Origin of the sequence: Ensifer oleiphilus (genome assembly GCF_013371465.1) — a bacterium.
Lineage (GTDB): Bacteria > Pseudomonadota > Alphaproteobacteria > Rhizobiales > Rhizobiaceae > Ensifer > Ensifer oleiphilus.
Window position 1 is genome coordinate 142,375 of record NZ_JABWDU010000001.1, and the last position, 14,667, is coordinate 157,041.

Annotated in this window: 14 protein-coding genes and 1 tRNA gene; 6 read left to right on the plus strand and 9 right to left on the minus strand. The window is 62.1% G+C overall.

Annotated elements, in window-relative coordinates; translation table 11 throughout:
• Window positions 1-3: 3 nt before the first annotated feature.
• Both fabB and fabA read right to left on the minus strand, forming a co-directional pair.
• Window positions 4-1,227: a beta-ketoacyl-ACP synthase I gene (gene fabB / locus HT585_RS00705; protein WP_176351177.1), complete on the minus strand. Its 1,224-nt coding sequence runs from the start codon at window positions 1,225-1,227 to the stop codon at window positions 4-6.
• A gap of 46 nt (window positions 1,228-1,273) precedes the next feature.
• On the minus strand, window positions 1,274-1,789 hold the full coding sequence (gene fabA, locus HT585_RS00710) for a 3-hydroxyacyl-[acyl-carrier-protein] dehydratase FabA (RefSeq protein WP_176351178.1): 516 nt from the start codon (window positions 1,787-1,789) through the stop codon (window positions 1,274-1,276).
• A gap of 321 nt (window positions 1,790-2,110) precedes the next feature.
• Between fabA and irrA the strand changes: the two genes are divergently transcribed.
• On the plus strand, window positions 2,111-2,536 hold the full coding sequence (irrA, locus tag HT585_RS00715; RefSeq protein ID WP_025425502.1) for an iron response transcriptional regulator IrrA: 426 nt from the start codon (window positions 2,111-2,113) through the stop codon (window positions 2,534-2,536).
• Between the two features lie 11 nt (window positions 2,537-2,547).
• Here the strand turns inward: irrA and HT585_RS00720 are convergent, their stop codons facing one another.
• From HT585_RS00720 to HT585_RS00740, 5 genes are all read right to left on the minus strand, one after another.
• A complete protein-coding gene (locus HT585_RS00720) occupies window positions 2,548-3,183 on the minus strand; it encodes a trimeric intracellular cation channel family protein (RefSeq protein WP_176351179.1) in 636 nt (211 codons plus the stop codon).
• A 70-nt stretch (window positions 3,184-3,253) separates the two neighbouring features.
• Window positions 3,254-4,069, minus strand: a complete 816-nt coding sequence (locus HT585_RS00725; protein ID WP_176351180.1) for a YdcF family protein — start codon at window positions 4,067-4,069, stop codon at window positions 3,254-3,256.
• 78 nt (window positions 4,070-4,147) lie between these two features.
• Entirely contained in the window at window positions 4,148-5,323 is a 1,176-nt protein-coding gene (locus tag HT585_RS00730) for a TMEM43 family protein (protein ID WP_176351181.1), read from the minus strand.
• A 168-nt stretch (window positions 5,324-5,491) separates the two neighbouring features.
• Window positions 5,492-5,567 (minus strand) — tRNA-Ala (locus HT585_RS00735).
• A 200-nt stretch (window positions 5,568-5,767) separates the two neighbouring features.
• A complete protein-coding gene (locus HT585_RS00740) occupies window positions 5,768-6,163 on the minus strand; it encodes a TIGR02300 family protein (RefSeq protein WP_077499558.1) in 396 nt (131 codons plus the stop codon).
• Between the two features lie 283 nt (window positions 6,164-6,446).
• On the opposite strand from HT585_RS00740, the gene aroA reads away from it, so the two are divergent.
• From aroA to rpsA, 4 genes are all read left to right on the plus strand, one after another.
• Window positions 6,447-7,793 carry a 3-phosphoshikimate 1-carboxyvinyltransferase gene (aroA, locus tag HT585_RS00745; RefSeq protein WP_176351182.1) on the plus strand — a complete coding sequence of 449 codons (1,347 nt, stop codon included), beginning with the start codon at window positions 6,447-6,449 and terminating at the stop codon, window positions 7,791-7,793.
• A complete protein-coding gene (locus HT585_RS00750; protein WP_176351183.1) occupies window positions 7,790-8,644 on the plus strand; it encodes a hypothetical protein in 855 nt (284 codons plus the stop codon). The genes aroA and HT585_RS00750 overlap by 4 nt, the downstream gene beginning before the upstream one ends.
• The gene (cmk, locus tag HT585_RS00755) at window positions 8,641-9,279 is read left to right on the plus strand and encodes a (d)CMP kinase (protein WP_176351184.1); all 639 of its coding nucleotides are present in this window, start codon (window positions 8,641-8,643) and stop codon (window positions 9,277-9,279) included. The genes HT585_RS00750 and cmk overlap by 4 nt, the downstream gene beginning before the upstream one ends.
• Window positions 9,280-9,445: 166 nt before the next feature.
• The gene (rpsA, locus tag HT585_RS00760; RefSeq protein WP_077499319.1) at window positions 9,446-11,152 is read left to right on the plus strand and encodes a 30S ribosomal protein S1; all 1,707 of its coding nucleotides are present in this window, start codon (window positions 9,446-9,448) and stop codon (window positions 11,150-11,152) included.
• Window positions 11,153-11,401: 249 nt separating this feature from the next.
• Here rpsA and HT585_RS00765 read toward each other — a convergent pair whose 3' ends face one another.
• The gene (locus tag HT585_RS00765) at window positions 11,402-13,009 is read right to left on the minus strand and encodes a hypothetical protein (protein ID WP_176351185.1); all 1,608 of its coding nucleotides are present in this window, start codon (window positions 13,007-13,009) and stop codon (window positions 11,402-11,404) included.
• Between the two features lie 418 nt (window positions 13,010-13,427).
• On the opposite strand from HT585_RS00765, the gene HT585_RS00770 reads away from it, so the two are divergent.
• On the plus strand, window positions 13,428-13,760 hold the full coding sequence (locus HT585_RS00770) for a DUF6665 family protein (RefSeq protein ID WP_173418653.1): 333 nt from the start codon (window positions 13,428-13,430) through the stop codon (window positions 13,758-13,760).
• Here HT585_RS00770 and HT585_RS00775 read toward each other — a convergent pair whose 3' ends face one another.
• On the minus strand, window positions 13,761-14,534 hold the full coding sequence (locus HT585_RS00775; RefSeq protein WP_176351186.1) for a hypothetical protein: 774 nt from the start codon (window positions 14,532-14,534) through the stop codon (window positions 13,761-13,763).
• Window positions 14,535-14,667 lie beyond the last annotated feature (133 nt).

Consider the following 14,667-nt stretch of genomic DNA (forward strand, 5'->3'; position numbering starts at 1 on the left):
GTGTTATCCGTTGTGGCGCTGGAAGACGAGCGTTGCGTTGGTTCCGCCGAAGCCGAACGAGTTGGAAAGGACCGTGTCGATCTTGGCGTTGTCGATGCGCTTGCGCACGATCGGGACGCCGTCGAATTCCGGGTCGAGTTCGGTGATATGAGCGCTCTCGCCGATGAAGCCAGCCTGCATCATCAGGAGACCGTAGATCGATTCCTGGACGCCGGCAGCACCGAGCGAGTGGCCGGTCAGCGACTTCGTCGACTGGATGTGCGGGATCTTGGAGCCGAACACTTCGCGGATGGCACCGATTTCCTTGCTGTCGCCAACCGGGGTCGAGGTACCGTGCGTGTTGATGTAATCGACGTCGCCCTTCACGGTCGACAGCGCCTGGCGCATGCAGCGGGCAGCACCTTCGCCCGAGGGCGCGACCATGTCATAGCCGTCGGAGGTTGCGCCGTAGCCCACGATTTCCGCGTAGATCTTGGCGCCGCGCGCCTTGGCATGTTCAAGTTCTTCGAGCACCAGCACGCCGGCACCGCCGGCAATGACGAAGCCGTCACGGCTGGCGTCATAGGCGCGCGAGGCGGTCGACGGGGTGTCGTTGTACTTGGAGGACATCGCGCCCATGGCGTCGAACAGGTTGGACATCGACCAGTCCAGGTCCTCGTGGCCGCCGGCGAACATTACGTCCTGCTTGCCCCACTGGATCATTTCTGCGGCATTGCCGATGCAATGCGCCGAGGTCGAGCAGGCCGACGAGATCGAGTAGTTGACGCCGTGGATCTGGAACCAGGTCGCAAGCGTGGCCGACGCCGTCGACGACATCGCCTTCGGCACCGCAAACGGGCCGATGCGCTTCGGGCTCACGTTCTTGCGGGTGATGTCCGCCGCCTCGACGATGGTGCGGGTGGACGGGCCGCCCGAACCCATGATGATGCCGGTGCGCTCGTTGCGGGAAATGACCGATTCCTCGAGGCCGGAATCGGCAATCGCCTGCTTCATCGCCACGTGGTTCCAGGCGCCGCCCTGCGACAGGAAACGCATCGCGCGCCGGTCGACGAGATCGGTCGGATCGAGCGTCGGTGCGCCCCAGACTTGGCACTTGAAGCCGTTTTCGGCGAAATCGGGAGAAAACGTGATGCCCGATTTGGCGTCGCGCAGCGATGCCGTGACTTCGTCGGCATTGTTTCCGATCGAGGAAACGATCCCGAGGCCCGTGACAACAACCCGTCTCATGGTAATGACCTTTTCTTTATCTCATTCGGTGCGGAGAACCCGCGGATTATTCGGCCTTTTCCTTCGACAGACCGACACGCAGGTCGGTTGCCTGGTAGATGGTCTCGCCGTCGGCCTTCAGCCAGCCGTCGGCAGTGCCGAGCACGAGGCGGCCGCGCATGACGCGCTTGAAGTCGATACCGTACTGGAGAAGCTTGGTGTGCGGGCGAACCATGCCCTTGAACTTCACTTCGCCCGTTGACAGCGCCATGCCGCGACCGGGCTCGCCGAGCCAGCCGAGGAAGAAGCCGGTCAGCTGCCACATGCCATCGAGGCCGAGGCATCCGGGCATGATCGGGTTGCCCTGGAAGTGGCAAGGAAAGTACCAGTCGTCAGGGCTGACGTCGTATTCGGCGCGGATGAAACCCTTGTCGAAGGCGCCGCCCGTTTCGGAGATTTCCGTGATGCGGTGAACCATGAGCATGGGCGGCAGCGGCAGCTGCGCATTGCCGGGGCCAAACAGTTCACCTCGGCCGCAGGTCAGGATTTCCTCATAGCTGAAGCTTGATTGTCTGGTCGTCATCAATGGTTGTTTCCCCGAGTAACATAAAGTGTTGTCAGACCTGCTTTAGAGCAAGTTCGCTGTGAAATGAAGCGCATCAATGGCCGTTTTCGATGTTTCCGACGTCGGCGTCGCCCATTTCGGTGGCGATATCGTTCCGCCGTCGCTTACAGGATCAATGTGGGCCCGACCAGAGTTAAATACCAGCCTTTGCCGAAATAGGCCGGTTTTTCAGGCATTCCAGCCTTTCTGCACCTTAGAATCTATTGAAAGAACAGCGCGCAAAAGTTATATCGCAACGGAAGTATTGTAAATTTTACGGGATCCATGGAACGCTCCTTGATGACGAAAGCAACCGAAGTGAGTTCGGAAGAGAGATTGCGCAGCTCGGGTCTGCGCCCGACGCGTCAGCGTGTCGCGCTTGCCGATCTGATCTTCGCCAAGGGCGATCGTCACCTGACCGTTGAAGAACTGCATGAAGAGGCTGTTGTCGCCGGTGTGCCGGTTTCGCTGGCAACTGTCTACAACACGCTGCATCAGTTCACCGAGGCTGGCATGATCCGCGTGCTCGCGGTGGAAAGTGCAAAGACCTACTTCGACACCAATGTTTCCGATCACCACCATTTCTTCATCGAAGGTCAGAACGAAGTTCTCGATATCCCGGTGAGCAATATCGAGATCGGCAATCTGCCGGAGCCGCCGGAGGGCATGGAGATTGCCCATGTCGACGTGGTCATTCGGCTCCGCCGCAAGCGCGAACGGTCGTAACGACCTTTTTCCTACATCACATCGTCGGGGTCGCGGCCGGGGCCTGCCTTGCCGATCGGCAGCGTCCAGCCGTATCGGAGCGCGCCGGCGCGCACGGTGAAGGCTGAGATCACGCCAAGCGCCGAGGTCGCCGCCAGCGGCAATCCGAACATGGTGGCGACGACAAAGACGCCCGAGCCGATCAGGGCAGCCGTCACATAGACTTCCGGGCGCAGCAGCACCGAGGGCTCACCCGCCAGGAGATCGCGCAGGATGCCGCCGAAGGTCGCCGTCAGCATGCCGGTGACAAGGGCGACCGCGGGCGAGCCGGTTGCCGCCAGCCCCTTGGCAGCACCCATGACGCAATAGGCCGACATGCCGATCGCGTCGAGCCAGACGAGCACGCGATAGCGCGAATAGAACAGGTGCGCCGTGAAGAACAGGACGACGCTCACCGAGGCGCAGACGAGCAGGTAGGTCGGCTTGAGCACCCAGAACACCGGCGTTGCGCCAAGGACGACGTCGCGCATCGTTCCACCGCCGATGCCGGTGACCGAGGCAAGGAAGAGATAACCGATGATGTCGAGCTGCTTGCGCGAAGCCGAGAGCGCACCTGTGGCCGCGAAGACGGCGACGCCGGCATAATCGAGGATTTCGAGGATCGTCATGGCCGCTCCGTTGAAAGGCGCATCGCGGAAGTCTGTCGCATCACAAGCTGGAACATCCGGGACCGCCGCGTCAACGGGGGGACGCGTTGGGCGGTGAGAGGCCGGGAAGCAGGCTGTCGGTCCGGCCACCGTAGTAATAGGCCGCCAACCCGATCCATTCGCGCATCGCCGTCGTCGTCAGCTGGGCATTGAGAGATGGCTGGGTGAAGTCGAAGCCTGGCGTGACCATGCCGCTGGTGCGGTAGTCCGCCGGCCAGGGCATGACCTTGAGCCCGAGCTTGTGGAAAAGCCCGACCGAGCGCGGCATATGGAAGGCCGACGTCACCAGCGCGCAGTTGCTGAGGCCGTTTGCTTCAAGCAGTCCCTGCGTGTTGCGGGCATTTTCGAACGTCGTTCTCGACTGCTCCTCGCGAATCAGCCGCTCAGGGCCGATGCCGAAGGCGGCAAAGAAGGCGTCCGATGCCTTGGCATCTCCGTCATAGGCGCCGCTGAACGAACCATCGCCGCCGGACACCAGAATGCGCGCCTCCGGATAGCGCTCGGCCAGCATGGCCGTCTCGATGAAGCGGTCGGCCGCCTGGTTGAACTCGATGCCGCCACGGCTTGCCATGACTTCGTTCTCGAAGGCGCCGCCGAGCACGATGATGCAGGAGAGGGATACGGGTGGCTCAGCCGGCCGAGGGAAGCGGTCCTCGAGCACCTGCAGGAAATAGGATCCCGTCGTCGTGAACAGGCTGATGAAGAGAACGATTGCGCCGGAAAGGCCGAAGGCGATGCCGGTGCGCCTGAGGCCTGCCGACGTTGCGACGAGCCCCGCCAAGGTGGCGAAGAACGCCAGGGAAAGGGGCTGCGCGACGAGCCAGAAGATCTTGGAAAGAAGAAACATCAGGCCCGTGTTCTTCCCTGCGATCCCTTAATATTTCGCAAAGGCATGGGGGCGGGTGCCCAGCGCCCGCCCCATTCGTCAGGCCGGCATGCCAGCGGCGATCGGTTTCGCCTTGCCGGCCCGCAAATAGCCGATGCCGAAGGCAACGAGCGCGCCGACGGCGACGATCGCCAGCGACAGCAGCGGGCGATAGGCAAACCAGGCGATGGCGATGACCAGGGGGCCGATGATGAGCGTCAGGATCGCCGCGATGACGCCGGTGCCAAATGCGACCACTGATCCGAGGACCGGAATGACGTCGGCGATGATGGAAATGAGCGACAGCATCAGCGTGAAGCCGATGAACAGGCCGATCAGTCCGCCCACCCGAACCAGCCAGGTAATCAGCGTGTTCTCGCTCTGGGCTGCGTCGAACATCTCGGCGGCGCTGGCAATGCCCGCCGAACTCAGGAACAGGTCGCGGCCGTTCGATGTGCGATAAGGGGCGAGGCTGCCGCCTTTCTGCGCCGCGACGAAGCTCGCGGTTTCCGTGTCTTCGCGGGTAAAGCCGATGCGCAGATCGCCGACGGCTGGGTTCTGGCGGTCAGCGGAGACAAAGATCGTCTGGCCGTCGGTCTTGACTGGGCGGTTGGTGTCGAGCGCATCGGCCACGCGCTGCAGATCGGCGTCCGCCATCTTCACCGGGCTGTCGCGACCGAGATCGGCTACGGCCCTGCCATTGACCGAAAACGCGCCGAGCATCGCGCGCTCGACGGTGAAGCGCTCGCTCGAGAGCGGCATTTCCGGGTTCTGGTGCCCGTTGCCGTCGCGGAAATCGGCCGAATCAGCGCGGTCGCTGCGCCACTCCTTGGTGTAGGAATAGGTGGTGACCGTTTCCTCCCCGCCGCCGAGCGTCTTGCGCGTCTCGCTCTTCTTTTCCTCGACCCATTGGTACATCTCGACCGAGCGGCGCAGACCCGCAGCCCCATTGGCGGACACGTCCAGCAGGCTATCGGTTGGCGTCCCCACAGGGTCGATTCGTCCGGCGATGTGGACCAGCTTGCCCTCGTTGCCAGCCTCGACGGCGCCGCTGTCGACATCGACAACCGCACCGGCGCCCTCGACGAGCGCCCGATACGTCTTGACCGAACGACCCTCGTTCCAGGCCAGCAGCCAGATCATGCCGAATACCAGGATGAGCCCGATGAAGATACCGATGACACCGTTCTTGAGGCGCGCAAACCACGACGTTCTGGTCGTTTCGGTAAAACTCATCTGATCCCCCGGCACGTGAATTCAATCCGGATCGCCAAGCGAATCCGTCGATTTTCCCGTTGGTATCAGAAAAAAAGCGCGAGGGAATATATCGGCCGACGGGTGCAGTCGTTTGGCCCAAATATGGTGAAGCGGTCAGTTCAAGGCGATGTATTTGATGGGAGGGTTTGGTGGAGCTAAGCGGGATCGAACCGCTGACCTCTTGCATGCCATGCAAGCGCTCTCCCAGCTGAGCTATAGCCCCATATCGGGTCCGGCGAGGCCGGTTCCGGGAAACTTGTCGGGCTGTTGTGCCCGGCGAGTGGCGGCTTATTACTTCTGCTTTTCGCGGATAGCAAGCCGAAAATGTCAGGCCGGTGGAAATAATTTCAGGACCGGCCCGATTTTCTCCCGTCCACGCCATTCGGCAGGGGACGGGAGGCATTCGCGTATTATTTTAAGTGCTTAGACGTCGTCGTCGTCGTCGGACACGCCGATGAGGTCGCTCATGTCGTCGTCATCGTCTTCGTCGTCGGTCTGCAGGAAGGTATCGTCGTCGTCGTCGTCGCCGTCGATCTCCACTTCGTCGTCGCCCAGATCCGGAATCTCGTCGCCGCCGGCTGCTTCGTCGTCAGCTTCCTCGAGCGATACGAGTTCGACTTCCGTGTTCTCGGTGTCGACTTCAGCGACGTCCTCTTCCTCTTCCTTCTCCAGCACCTTGGCGACCGAGGTTTCTTCGAAGAAGGACAGCGGGTAGGACTTGCCGGTGTAGGGGGAAACGATCGGATCACGGTTCAGATCGTAGAATTTGCGCCCCGTTTCCGGGTCAATGCGCTTTGTTCCGAGTTCCGCTTTTGCCACAGTCAAAGCCTCTTGAATGGCCGGCCGAGCCGGCGCTTGCCGGAAAGCCGGCGGGTGGAAAGGATATCAAGCCTATGATGATTAGCCGGTCCCCATAATCATCTTGGCTGCATCTGTCAAAGATAAAACTCGAAAGCCCTGCGCCGCCTGCTTTTTCTTGCGCGCGGGAGGATGATCGCGCAATCCCATTGTGTTAGGCAGCGGGAGCGGAAGATGGTCGCACCCCGATCGCCGTTTCGCGTGTTGCGGTGGATTGCCGGCCGCAGGTTTGAGGAAGGTTTGTATGTCCGCTGGCGTGATCGCAAAGCCTGCCGTTGCTTGCAGATCCGGGGCACTCCGTGGAGCAGTGCGTATCCCCGGCGACAAGTCGATGTCCCATCGCGCCTTGATGCTCGGCGGGCTTGCGGCCGGCCGGACGCGCATTGCCGGCCTGCTCGAGGGCGAGGATATATTCAATACCGCAAGGGCGATGCAGGCCCTCGGCGCCACAGTGCGCAAGGAAGACGGCACCTGGATCGTCGACGGTGTCGGCAACGGTGCGCTGCTTGAGCCCGAAGCGCCGCTCGATTTCGGCAATGCCGGTACCGGTTGCGGACTGATTATGGGGCTCGTCGGCGTCTATGATTTTGCGACGACCTTCGTTGGCGATGCATCGCTCGTCATGCGGCCGATGGACCGCGTGCTCGATCCCTTGCGCCAGATGGGTGTCCAAGTGGTGTCGGCCCAAGGCGGTCGACTGCCGGTGACGCTTCGCGGGCCGAAGACGGCAAACCCGGTGAGCTACCGCTTACCGATGGCCTCGGCCGACGTGAAATCCGCCGTGCTGCTCGCAGGCCTGAACGCGCCCGGCATCACCACGGTGATCGAGCCGGTGCCGACCCGCGATCATACGGAAAGAATGCTGCAGGCCTTTGGCGCCAACCTGACAGTCGAGGCTGGCGCTGAAGGCGAGCGCATAGTTCGGCTCGAAGGGCAGGGCAGGCTGACGGGCCAGGATATCGATATTCCCGGCGATCCGTCGTCTGCCGCGTTTCCACTGGTGGCGGCGCTCGTCGTGCCGGGTTCCGACGTCACCCTTCTCAATGTGGTGATGAACCCCAACCGGACCGGACTTATCCTGACGCTGAAGGAAATGGGCGCTAGGATCGATGTGCTGAAAACGCGGCATCAAGGCGGCGAGGACGTGGCCGATCTGCGCGTCCGTTTTTCCGAGCTGAAGGGCATCGCCGTGCCAGAAGACCGCGCGGCCTCGATGATCGACGAATATCCGGCGCTGGCCATCGCTGCTGCCTTTGCCGAAGGACGCACGGTGATGAGCGGCCTTGCGGAACTGCGTCTCAAGAAATCCGATCGCCTGGCTGCGGTTGCCTTCGGTCTCAAGCTCAACGGCGTCGATTGCGAAGAAGGGCCAGCCTCTCTCGTCGTACACGGACGCCCGGACGGCAAGGGTCTCGGCAACGCCGCGGGCGCCGCCGTCGCCACTCATCTCGACCACCGCATCGCCATGAGCTTCCTCGCCATGGGGCTTGCTACAGAACATCCGGTCGCCGTCGACGACGCGACGATGATCGCTGCCAGCTTTCCCGGTTTCATGGAACTGATGGCGGGATTGGGTGCGACGATCGAATGAAGAAGCCGGGCGTATCCTTCGCGCAGCCGCGCCCTCTGATCCGTTGGTCCGTCCATGCTGCGATCGTCATACTGTTGACGGCTCTGACGCAGATCGGTGGCTTGGCCTGGCTTGCCGCCATGCTGCTGTCGCGCCGCTTTCGAGGCACCAGGCGCGCTATTGCCGTGCTTGCCATGTTCGTGCCTCTCTATGGGCTCGGCAGCGCTCTCGCCTCTGTGGTTGCACCCGTCTTTGGCCGTGTCCCGCTACCATGCCTTGCCGAGCAAGGGGCGACGATGCACATGCAGTCCATGCTTTACTGCGTGCTGAACCGGCAATATGTCGTGCCGGAGCTTAAGACGGCCGCATTGGCATTGTCGGCTCATATGAACAGTTCCTTCCCCGGAACGACGACACTGACGCTCGACGGCAACTTCCCGTTCTTTGACGGCTTTCCGCTGCTGCCGCATCTTTCCCATTCGGATGGCCGCAAGCTTGATATCGCATTCTATTACAACGATGTCGCCGGCGTGTTCCGCGACGGAGAAACACGCTCGCCGCTCGGTTATTTCGCCTTCGAGCAGCTGCGTGAGGGTGCTGCTTCGCCGTGTGAAGGGCGCGACGATGTCGTGACCATGCGTTGGGATCTCGCAGCTCTGCAATCGCTCTGGTCGCCGATGGCGCTTGAGGAAAAGCGCACCAGCGAAGCGATCCGCTGGCTGTCTGACGAGGGCCGGGCCTACGGCGTCGCAAAGATCTTTGTCGAACCACATCTGGCCGAACGGCTTGGCGTTTCGGCGGAAACGATTAAATTCCAGGGCTGCCGTGCCGCAAGGCACGACGACCACATTCACATTCAGGTTTCAAAATGACACTCACCATCGCTATCGACGGACCCGCAGCGGCAGGCAAGGGCACGCTCTCGCGCCAGATTGCCGAAGAGTACGGCTTTCACCATCTCGATACCGGGTTGACCTACCGCGCGACGGCAAAAGCCCTGCTCGACGCCGGCCTGCCGCTCGATGACGAGGCGGTGGCCGAGCGCATGGCGCTCGAGGTCGAGCTTTCCGGCCTCGATCGCTCCATCCTGTCGGCGCATGCGATTGGCGAAGCGGCGTCGAAGATTGCCGTCATGCCGGCCGTGCGCCGCGCACTGGTCGAGGCGCAGCGGGCGTTTTCGAAGAAAGAGCCGGGCACCGTGCTCGATGGCCGCGATATCGGCACCGTCGTCTGCCCGGATGCGGCGGTCAAACTCTACGTTACCGCGTCGCCGGAAGTGCGGGCGAAACGCCGCTTTGACGAGATCGTCGGCAACGGCGCTGTCGCCGATTACGCGGCGATCTTCGACGATGTGAAGAAGCGCGACGAGCGGGACATGGGCCGCGCCGACAGTCCTCTGCGTCCCGCCGATGACGCGCACTTGCTTGATACCTCTGAAATGAGTATAGAGGCGGCGTTTCAGGCCGCGAAATCTCTGATCGATGCGGCCCTGATCAAGAAGATCTGAAGAAGAGCCTATCCCCGACGCTGTCAGGATCGCTCTTCTTGCATAAGCCTGAAATCCCGTCCACGCGCCGGATTGTCCCTTTGATGGGACGGACTGGGTTCAGGCCTTTTCAACACCAACCCCCGGCGCATGTGTGTCTCCATTTGAGATGCATGCAGGAGATTTCATGTCTGCTACCAACCCAACCCGTGATGATTTCGCAGCGCTTCTCGAAGAATCCTTCGCGAAGACCGATCTGGCCGAAGGCTATGTTGCCAAGGGCATCGTCACGGCCATCGAAAAGGACGTCGCCGTTGTCGACGTCGGCCTGAAGGTCGAAGGCCGCATCGCTCTGAAGGAATTCGGCGCGAAGGCCAAGGACGGCTCGCTCAAGGTCGGCGACGAAGTCGAAGTCTACGTTGAGCGCATCGAAAACGCGCTCGGCGAAGCTGTTCTTTCGCGCGAAAAGGCTCGCCGCGAAGAAAGCTGGATGCGCCTGGAAGTGAAGTTCGAAGCCGGCGAACGCGTCGAAGGCATCATCTTCAACCAGGTCAAGGGTGGCTTCACCGTCGATCTCGACGGCGCCGTTGCCTTCCTTCCGCGCTCGCAGGTCGACATCCGTCCGATCCGCGACGTGACCCCGCTGATGCACAACCCGCAGCCCTTCGAAATCCTCAAGATGGACAAGCGTCGCGGCAACATCGTCGTTTCGCGTCGTACGGTTCTCGAAGAATCCCGCGCCGAGCAGCGTTCTGAAATCGTTCAGAACCTTGAAGAAGGCCAGGTTGTCGAAGGCGTCGTCAAGAACATCACCGATTACGGTGCGTTCGTCGACCTCGGCGGCATCGACGGCCTGCTCCATGTCACCGACATGGCATGGCGTCGCGTGAACCATCCGTCGGAGATCCTGAACATCGGCCAGCAGGTCAAGGTTCAGATCATCCGCATCAACCAGGAAACCCACCGCATCTCGCTCGGCATGAAGCAGCTCGAGTCGGATCCGTGGGATGGTATCGGTGCGAAGTACCCGGTCGGCAAGAAGATCTCCGGTACCGTCACGAACATCACCGACTACGGTGCGTTCGTCGAGCTGGAGCCGGGCATCGAAGGCCTGATCCACATCTCCGAAATGTCCTGGACCAAGAAGAACGTACACCCCGGCAAGATCCTGTCCACGAGCCAGGAAGTCGACGTTGTCGTTCTCGAAGTCGATCCGACCAAGCGTCGTATCTCGCTCGGCCTCAAGCAGACGCTCGAGAACCCGTGGCAGGCATTCGCGCATAGCCATCCGGCTGGCACCGAAGTTGAAGGCGAAGTCAAGAACAAGACCGAATTCGGCCTGTTCATCGGCCTCGACGGCGACGTTGACGGCATGGTGCACCTTTCCGACCTCGACTGGAACCGTCCGGGCGAGCAGGTCATCGAAGAGTTCAACAAGGGCGACGTCGTTCGCGCCGTTGTTCTCGACGTCGACGTCGACAAGGAGCGCATCTCGCTCGGTATCAAGCAGCTCGGCAAGGATGCTGTCGGCGATGCCGCCGCTTCCGGCGAACTGCGCAAGAACGCTGTCGTTTCGGCCGAGATCATCGCCGTCAACGACGGTGGTATCGAAGTGAAGCTCGTCAGCCACGAGGACATCACCGCGTTCATCCGCCGCGCCGATCTGTCGCGTGACCGTGACGAACAGCGTCCGGAGCGTTTCTCGGTTGGCCAGGTTGTCGACGCACGCGTCACCAACTTCTCCAAGAAGGACCGCAAGATCCAGCTGTCGATCAAGGCTCTGGAAATCGCGGAAGAGAAGGAAGCCGTTGCTCAGTTCGGTTCGTCCGACTCGGGCGCTTCGCTCGGCGACATTCTCGGTGCCGCTCTGAAGAACCGCCAGACCAACGAGTAATCGTTGCCTGACGTCTGAAATAAGAAGGCCCGCGGAGAGCGATCTCCGCGGGCTTTTGCTTGTGAGCGTTTCGCTGGGCTGCAGCATGGCTGCACGCGGCGCGTCATTCATCCGGAATCGATCCGAACCAAAGCATGTCGCGCAAAGGTGTTCCGCGGTTTTGCGATAACGACATGCGTCAAAACAAGAACTTAAGACGCGCCAAGCGGATCTAAAGATCGCGACGCGCTTTATCGATCCATCCGAGGTTCAGCCAAGGCCACCGAGCTTGCGATAGAGCTCGTAGACATCGGGCTCATCGTTCTGTTCGTCGCCCGCTTCGCTCTTGTCGTCCTCTGTCTGCTGCCTGTCCCGCGTGGTTTCGTCCTTTGAGGGCTCGCCGTCGTCTTGCGCGGCTTCGCCGTCGCCTCTGCCTTCGTCCCGCTCGCTCTTGTCAGTCTCGTTCCTCATGTCCTCAACGGCGATCGGATAGGGGATCATCGCAAACGGGATCGCCTCGCGCGGCAAGCCGTTCTCGATCAGTCTGGCGATTGCCTGCTGCATCGCCTGGTCGTCAGTCGGCTTCTGAGGGCGCTGGGTGGCTGTTGCGGCTGCCGAGGCGGATTGCTCCGTATCGTCGTCCGCAACGCTTAGAGCGGCAAGCTCGGCGCCAGCAGTCGTATCGCGTGGTCGCAGCGGGTTTGGGCGACCCGGCTCCACGCCGTCCGCTTCCGGGAGGCTTACCGCTGCCTTCGCCTCGGCGCTTTCGAATTCGGATGGGATCGTTTCGGGCGCATCTGCACCTGCAGGTTCTCCGGGCAGACCCAGCGCGTCGCGCACGATCACCTTCAACGCGTCGGAAAGCGCACGATCCGTGCGGCTCTGGTCGCTGCGTGTCGCTGCCCTGTCGTTCTGCAGATGGTCCTCGCCATCGGGGTGTGGGCGATAGGTGCCGTCCGGCTCCTGGTCTTCGTCGGCGTGACCCGCCTGGGTGCCGGCATCCGTCGGCGCAGCGCCGTTGCGTGGCTCCGCGTCCCTGGCCTTTAGCGGCAAATCGCCGTCGTCGGCGGCCGTGGCAGGCTGCGCTGGCGCATTTTCCTCTTCACCGAGCCGAGCCTTGTCGGCGCCGGCCTCCGGATCGACGACGTCGGGATCGGTCTCTCCATTGATGGTGGCGGTCAGGGATTCGATCTCCGGGCCGTCCAGTGATGGCGGTCGGCCGGGTATTGTTCTCGGCTCCGATCGCTCCGGCACGGTCTGTCGCCGTGCCGTTGCCTCGCCCTCGGCAGGCAGCCTCGCCTCCGCCTCCTCGGTCACCAGGCCCGACGCGTCATTCTCGCTGCCGACCCCAAAGGTCTTCTTCAGCACGGACTGCAGCAACGCGACCTCGCTTGCGACCGGGCTCCGGGCGGCGGCGAGATGCAGCGGAATGGCCGGCTGCAAAGGCGGGTTGCGGAGGCTGGGCAACGCAGCGCCCGTGGGCGGCGATGCTGCGCCGTTTCGGATGGCCGGCAGATCAGCGAGGATACCGACTCGCAGCGCCAGGTTCCGCCCGCCCAGCTGCCGCTCAAGCGCCACGCGTTCCGGCATCGGCATGGATTCGAGAAAAGTGACGAGTCGACGCACGAAGTCGCGTCCGCCCTCCTGCGGCAGCGGCGGAAATTTCAGAATGCGGGCGAGGTCCTCCATCAGCCGCACGAGGGCGTCCTTGGAAAGGATCTCGCGGCCGGCCAGATGCCGGGTCAGCGCATCGAGGATCTTCTGTATCGCTTCGCCCCGTTGTGCGGCCGTAAGGGGGGCTGACGGCTGCTGGGGCCGCGTGCTCGCCTCTTCGGCTGGCCCGGTCGCGGTTCTGACCGTGAGAATGGGTGTCAGCATTCTGGTCTCCCTCTCGCTTGACCCTCGGGTTGAAGCGCCACCGTCGGCAGGCGGCATCCAGATTCCATGCGTTTCGACGGACCAATTCGATATCCGCCGTAGAGATTGGCTGTTCTATTCGGGCTGGCGCCTCATGCGCGTCTCGGCCAATCGGCCAGACTTGCCGCAGCTTGGCTGCGGATACGGGAATCGGCATGATGCTTCGACGTTAGGTGAGATAGGTTTATAAAATCTTAACCATGCGGCAAGGCGGCCCATGCCCTTGGGACGCCTTGTCGCGGCCGTCGCCGCCAGCCAGGGTCGTGCACGATCCCTTTGCATCGGGACCGATCTGGCGGCAAGATCGGGCGCTGCCGTCGCCATTGTCCACCCTGGCCGGCGAGCAGCGCTATCCCAAGTCCATGCCATGGAGTTTCGGATGACTGTTCGCCCTCCAAAATCGCTCAGCCCATCCCATTTCGCTTCCGGCGCCATCAGCGCTCTCGAATACGAACTGCTATCGGAGCGCGCCGACGCGCTCGGGCGGCACGGCCTCAAGGTCGAAAAGGCGATCGCCGCCTTGCAGGCGGTCGCGGGGAAGGAAAGCCCACCGGAATTGCGCGAGCGGTTGCTCGACGATGCGGCTGACGCCGTCTGGGCGTTTTTTATCCAGCGCGAGATCTGCGGCCTGCGCGACAGTCGCGATGCTGTGCGGCGCTACGGCATCCCCAAGGCGGTGATGGCGAGATTGGGGATTGTCCGTCGAAAGTGATCAGGCGGCGAACAGCGCCTGGCTGGCGAGACTGTAGAGGCCGATCTCGTCGATCCGGACTGGCAGCGGGCGCTCGGCTTCAACCTTGCGGGCGTCACGCACGTCTTCCAGATTGTCTTTGGCCTCGAGCGCTTGCAGTTCCTTCTGCTGCTCGGCCAGGGTCTCCGCGTCGGCAACGCGCGTCGGATCGCTCGTCAGACTGTCCAGCTGCAGCTCATCCAGCGACTTCACCTCCGCCGCATCCGCAAGGCGTTGGATCGCCTTGGCCGCGTCGCTGCTGTGGCCGGCCTTTTGGGTGCCCTTGCTGTCGAGCGCGTCCTGCAGCTTCTTGCCCTGGCTACCCTGCGGATCCTTGATCGCATCGACGAGCTCGGTCAGCGAGATGTCGATATTCGTCAGTCCCAGCTGCTTCTCGATGTCGCGAAGCATATCCGTCGGCAGGTTTTCGACGATCTTTTCCAAGGCGCTGCCGAAGGCGAAATCGGACTTGAAGTCCTCACGCTTCAGATCGAAGAACGCGCCGACTTCCCGGATGAGCACCATCCGGTTGCTGTTGGCATCGTTTCCAGCCTGATTGAAGAAGTGATCGTTGATCTTGGTGTTGGCCGCTTTCTGGGCGTCGTCCGACTTCACCTGCGCCTTCAGGATCTTGTCGTCCTTGGTGCCCTTGGCCTTTTCTTCCTCTTCCGCCTGACGCTTCTCGATATCCTTCAGGATCGAGCCGACCAGATTGGTCGTTGCGGTGGCGCTGGATTGCTGGGTGGGCAGCAGCATCGTTTCATTCCGGCAAAAGTTGCGAACGGTATGAAACGGTAAGATGGCGAGGTTAATTGCAGCTTAACCTGTCATTCCCAGATATCGGCCCAGATATCGGCCAGATATCGGCCAGGATGCTGGCCACTATGCC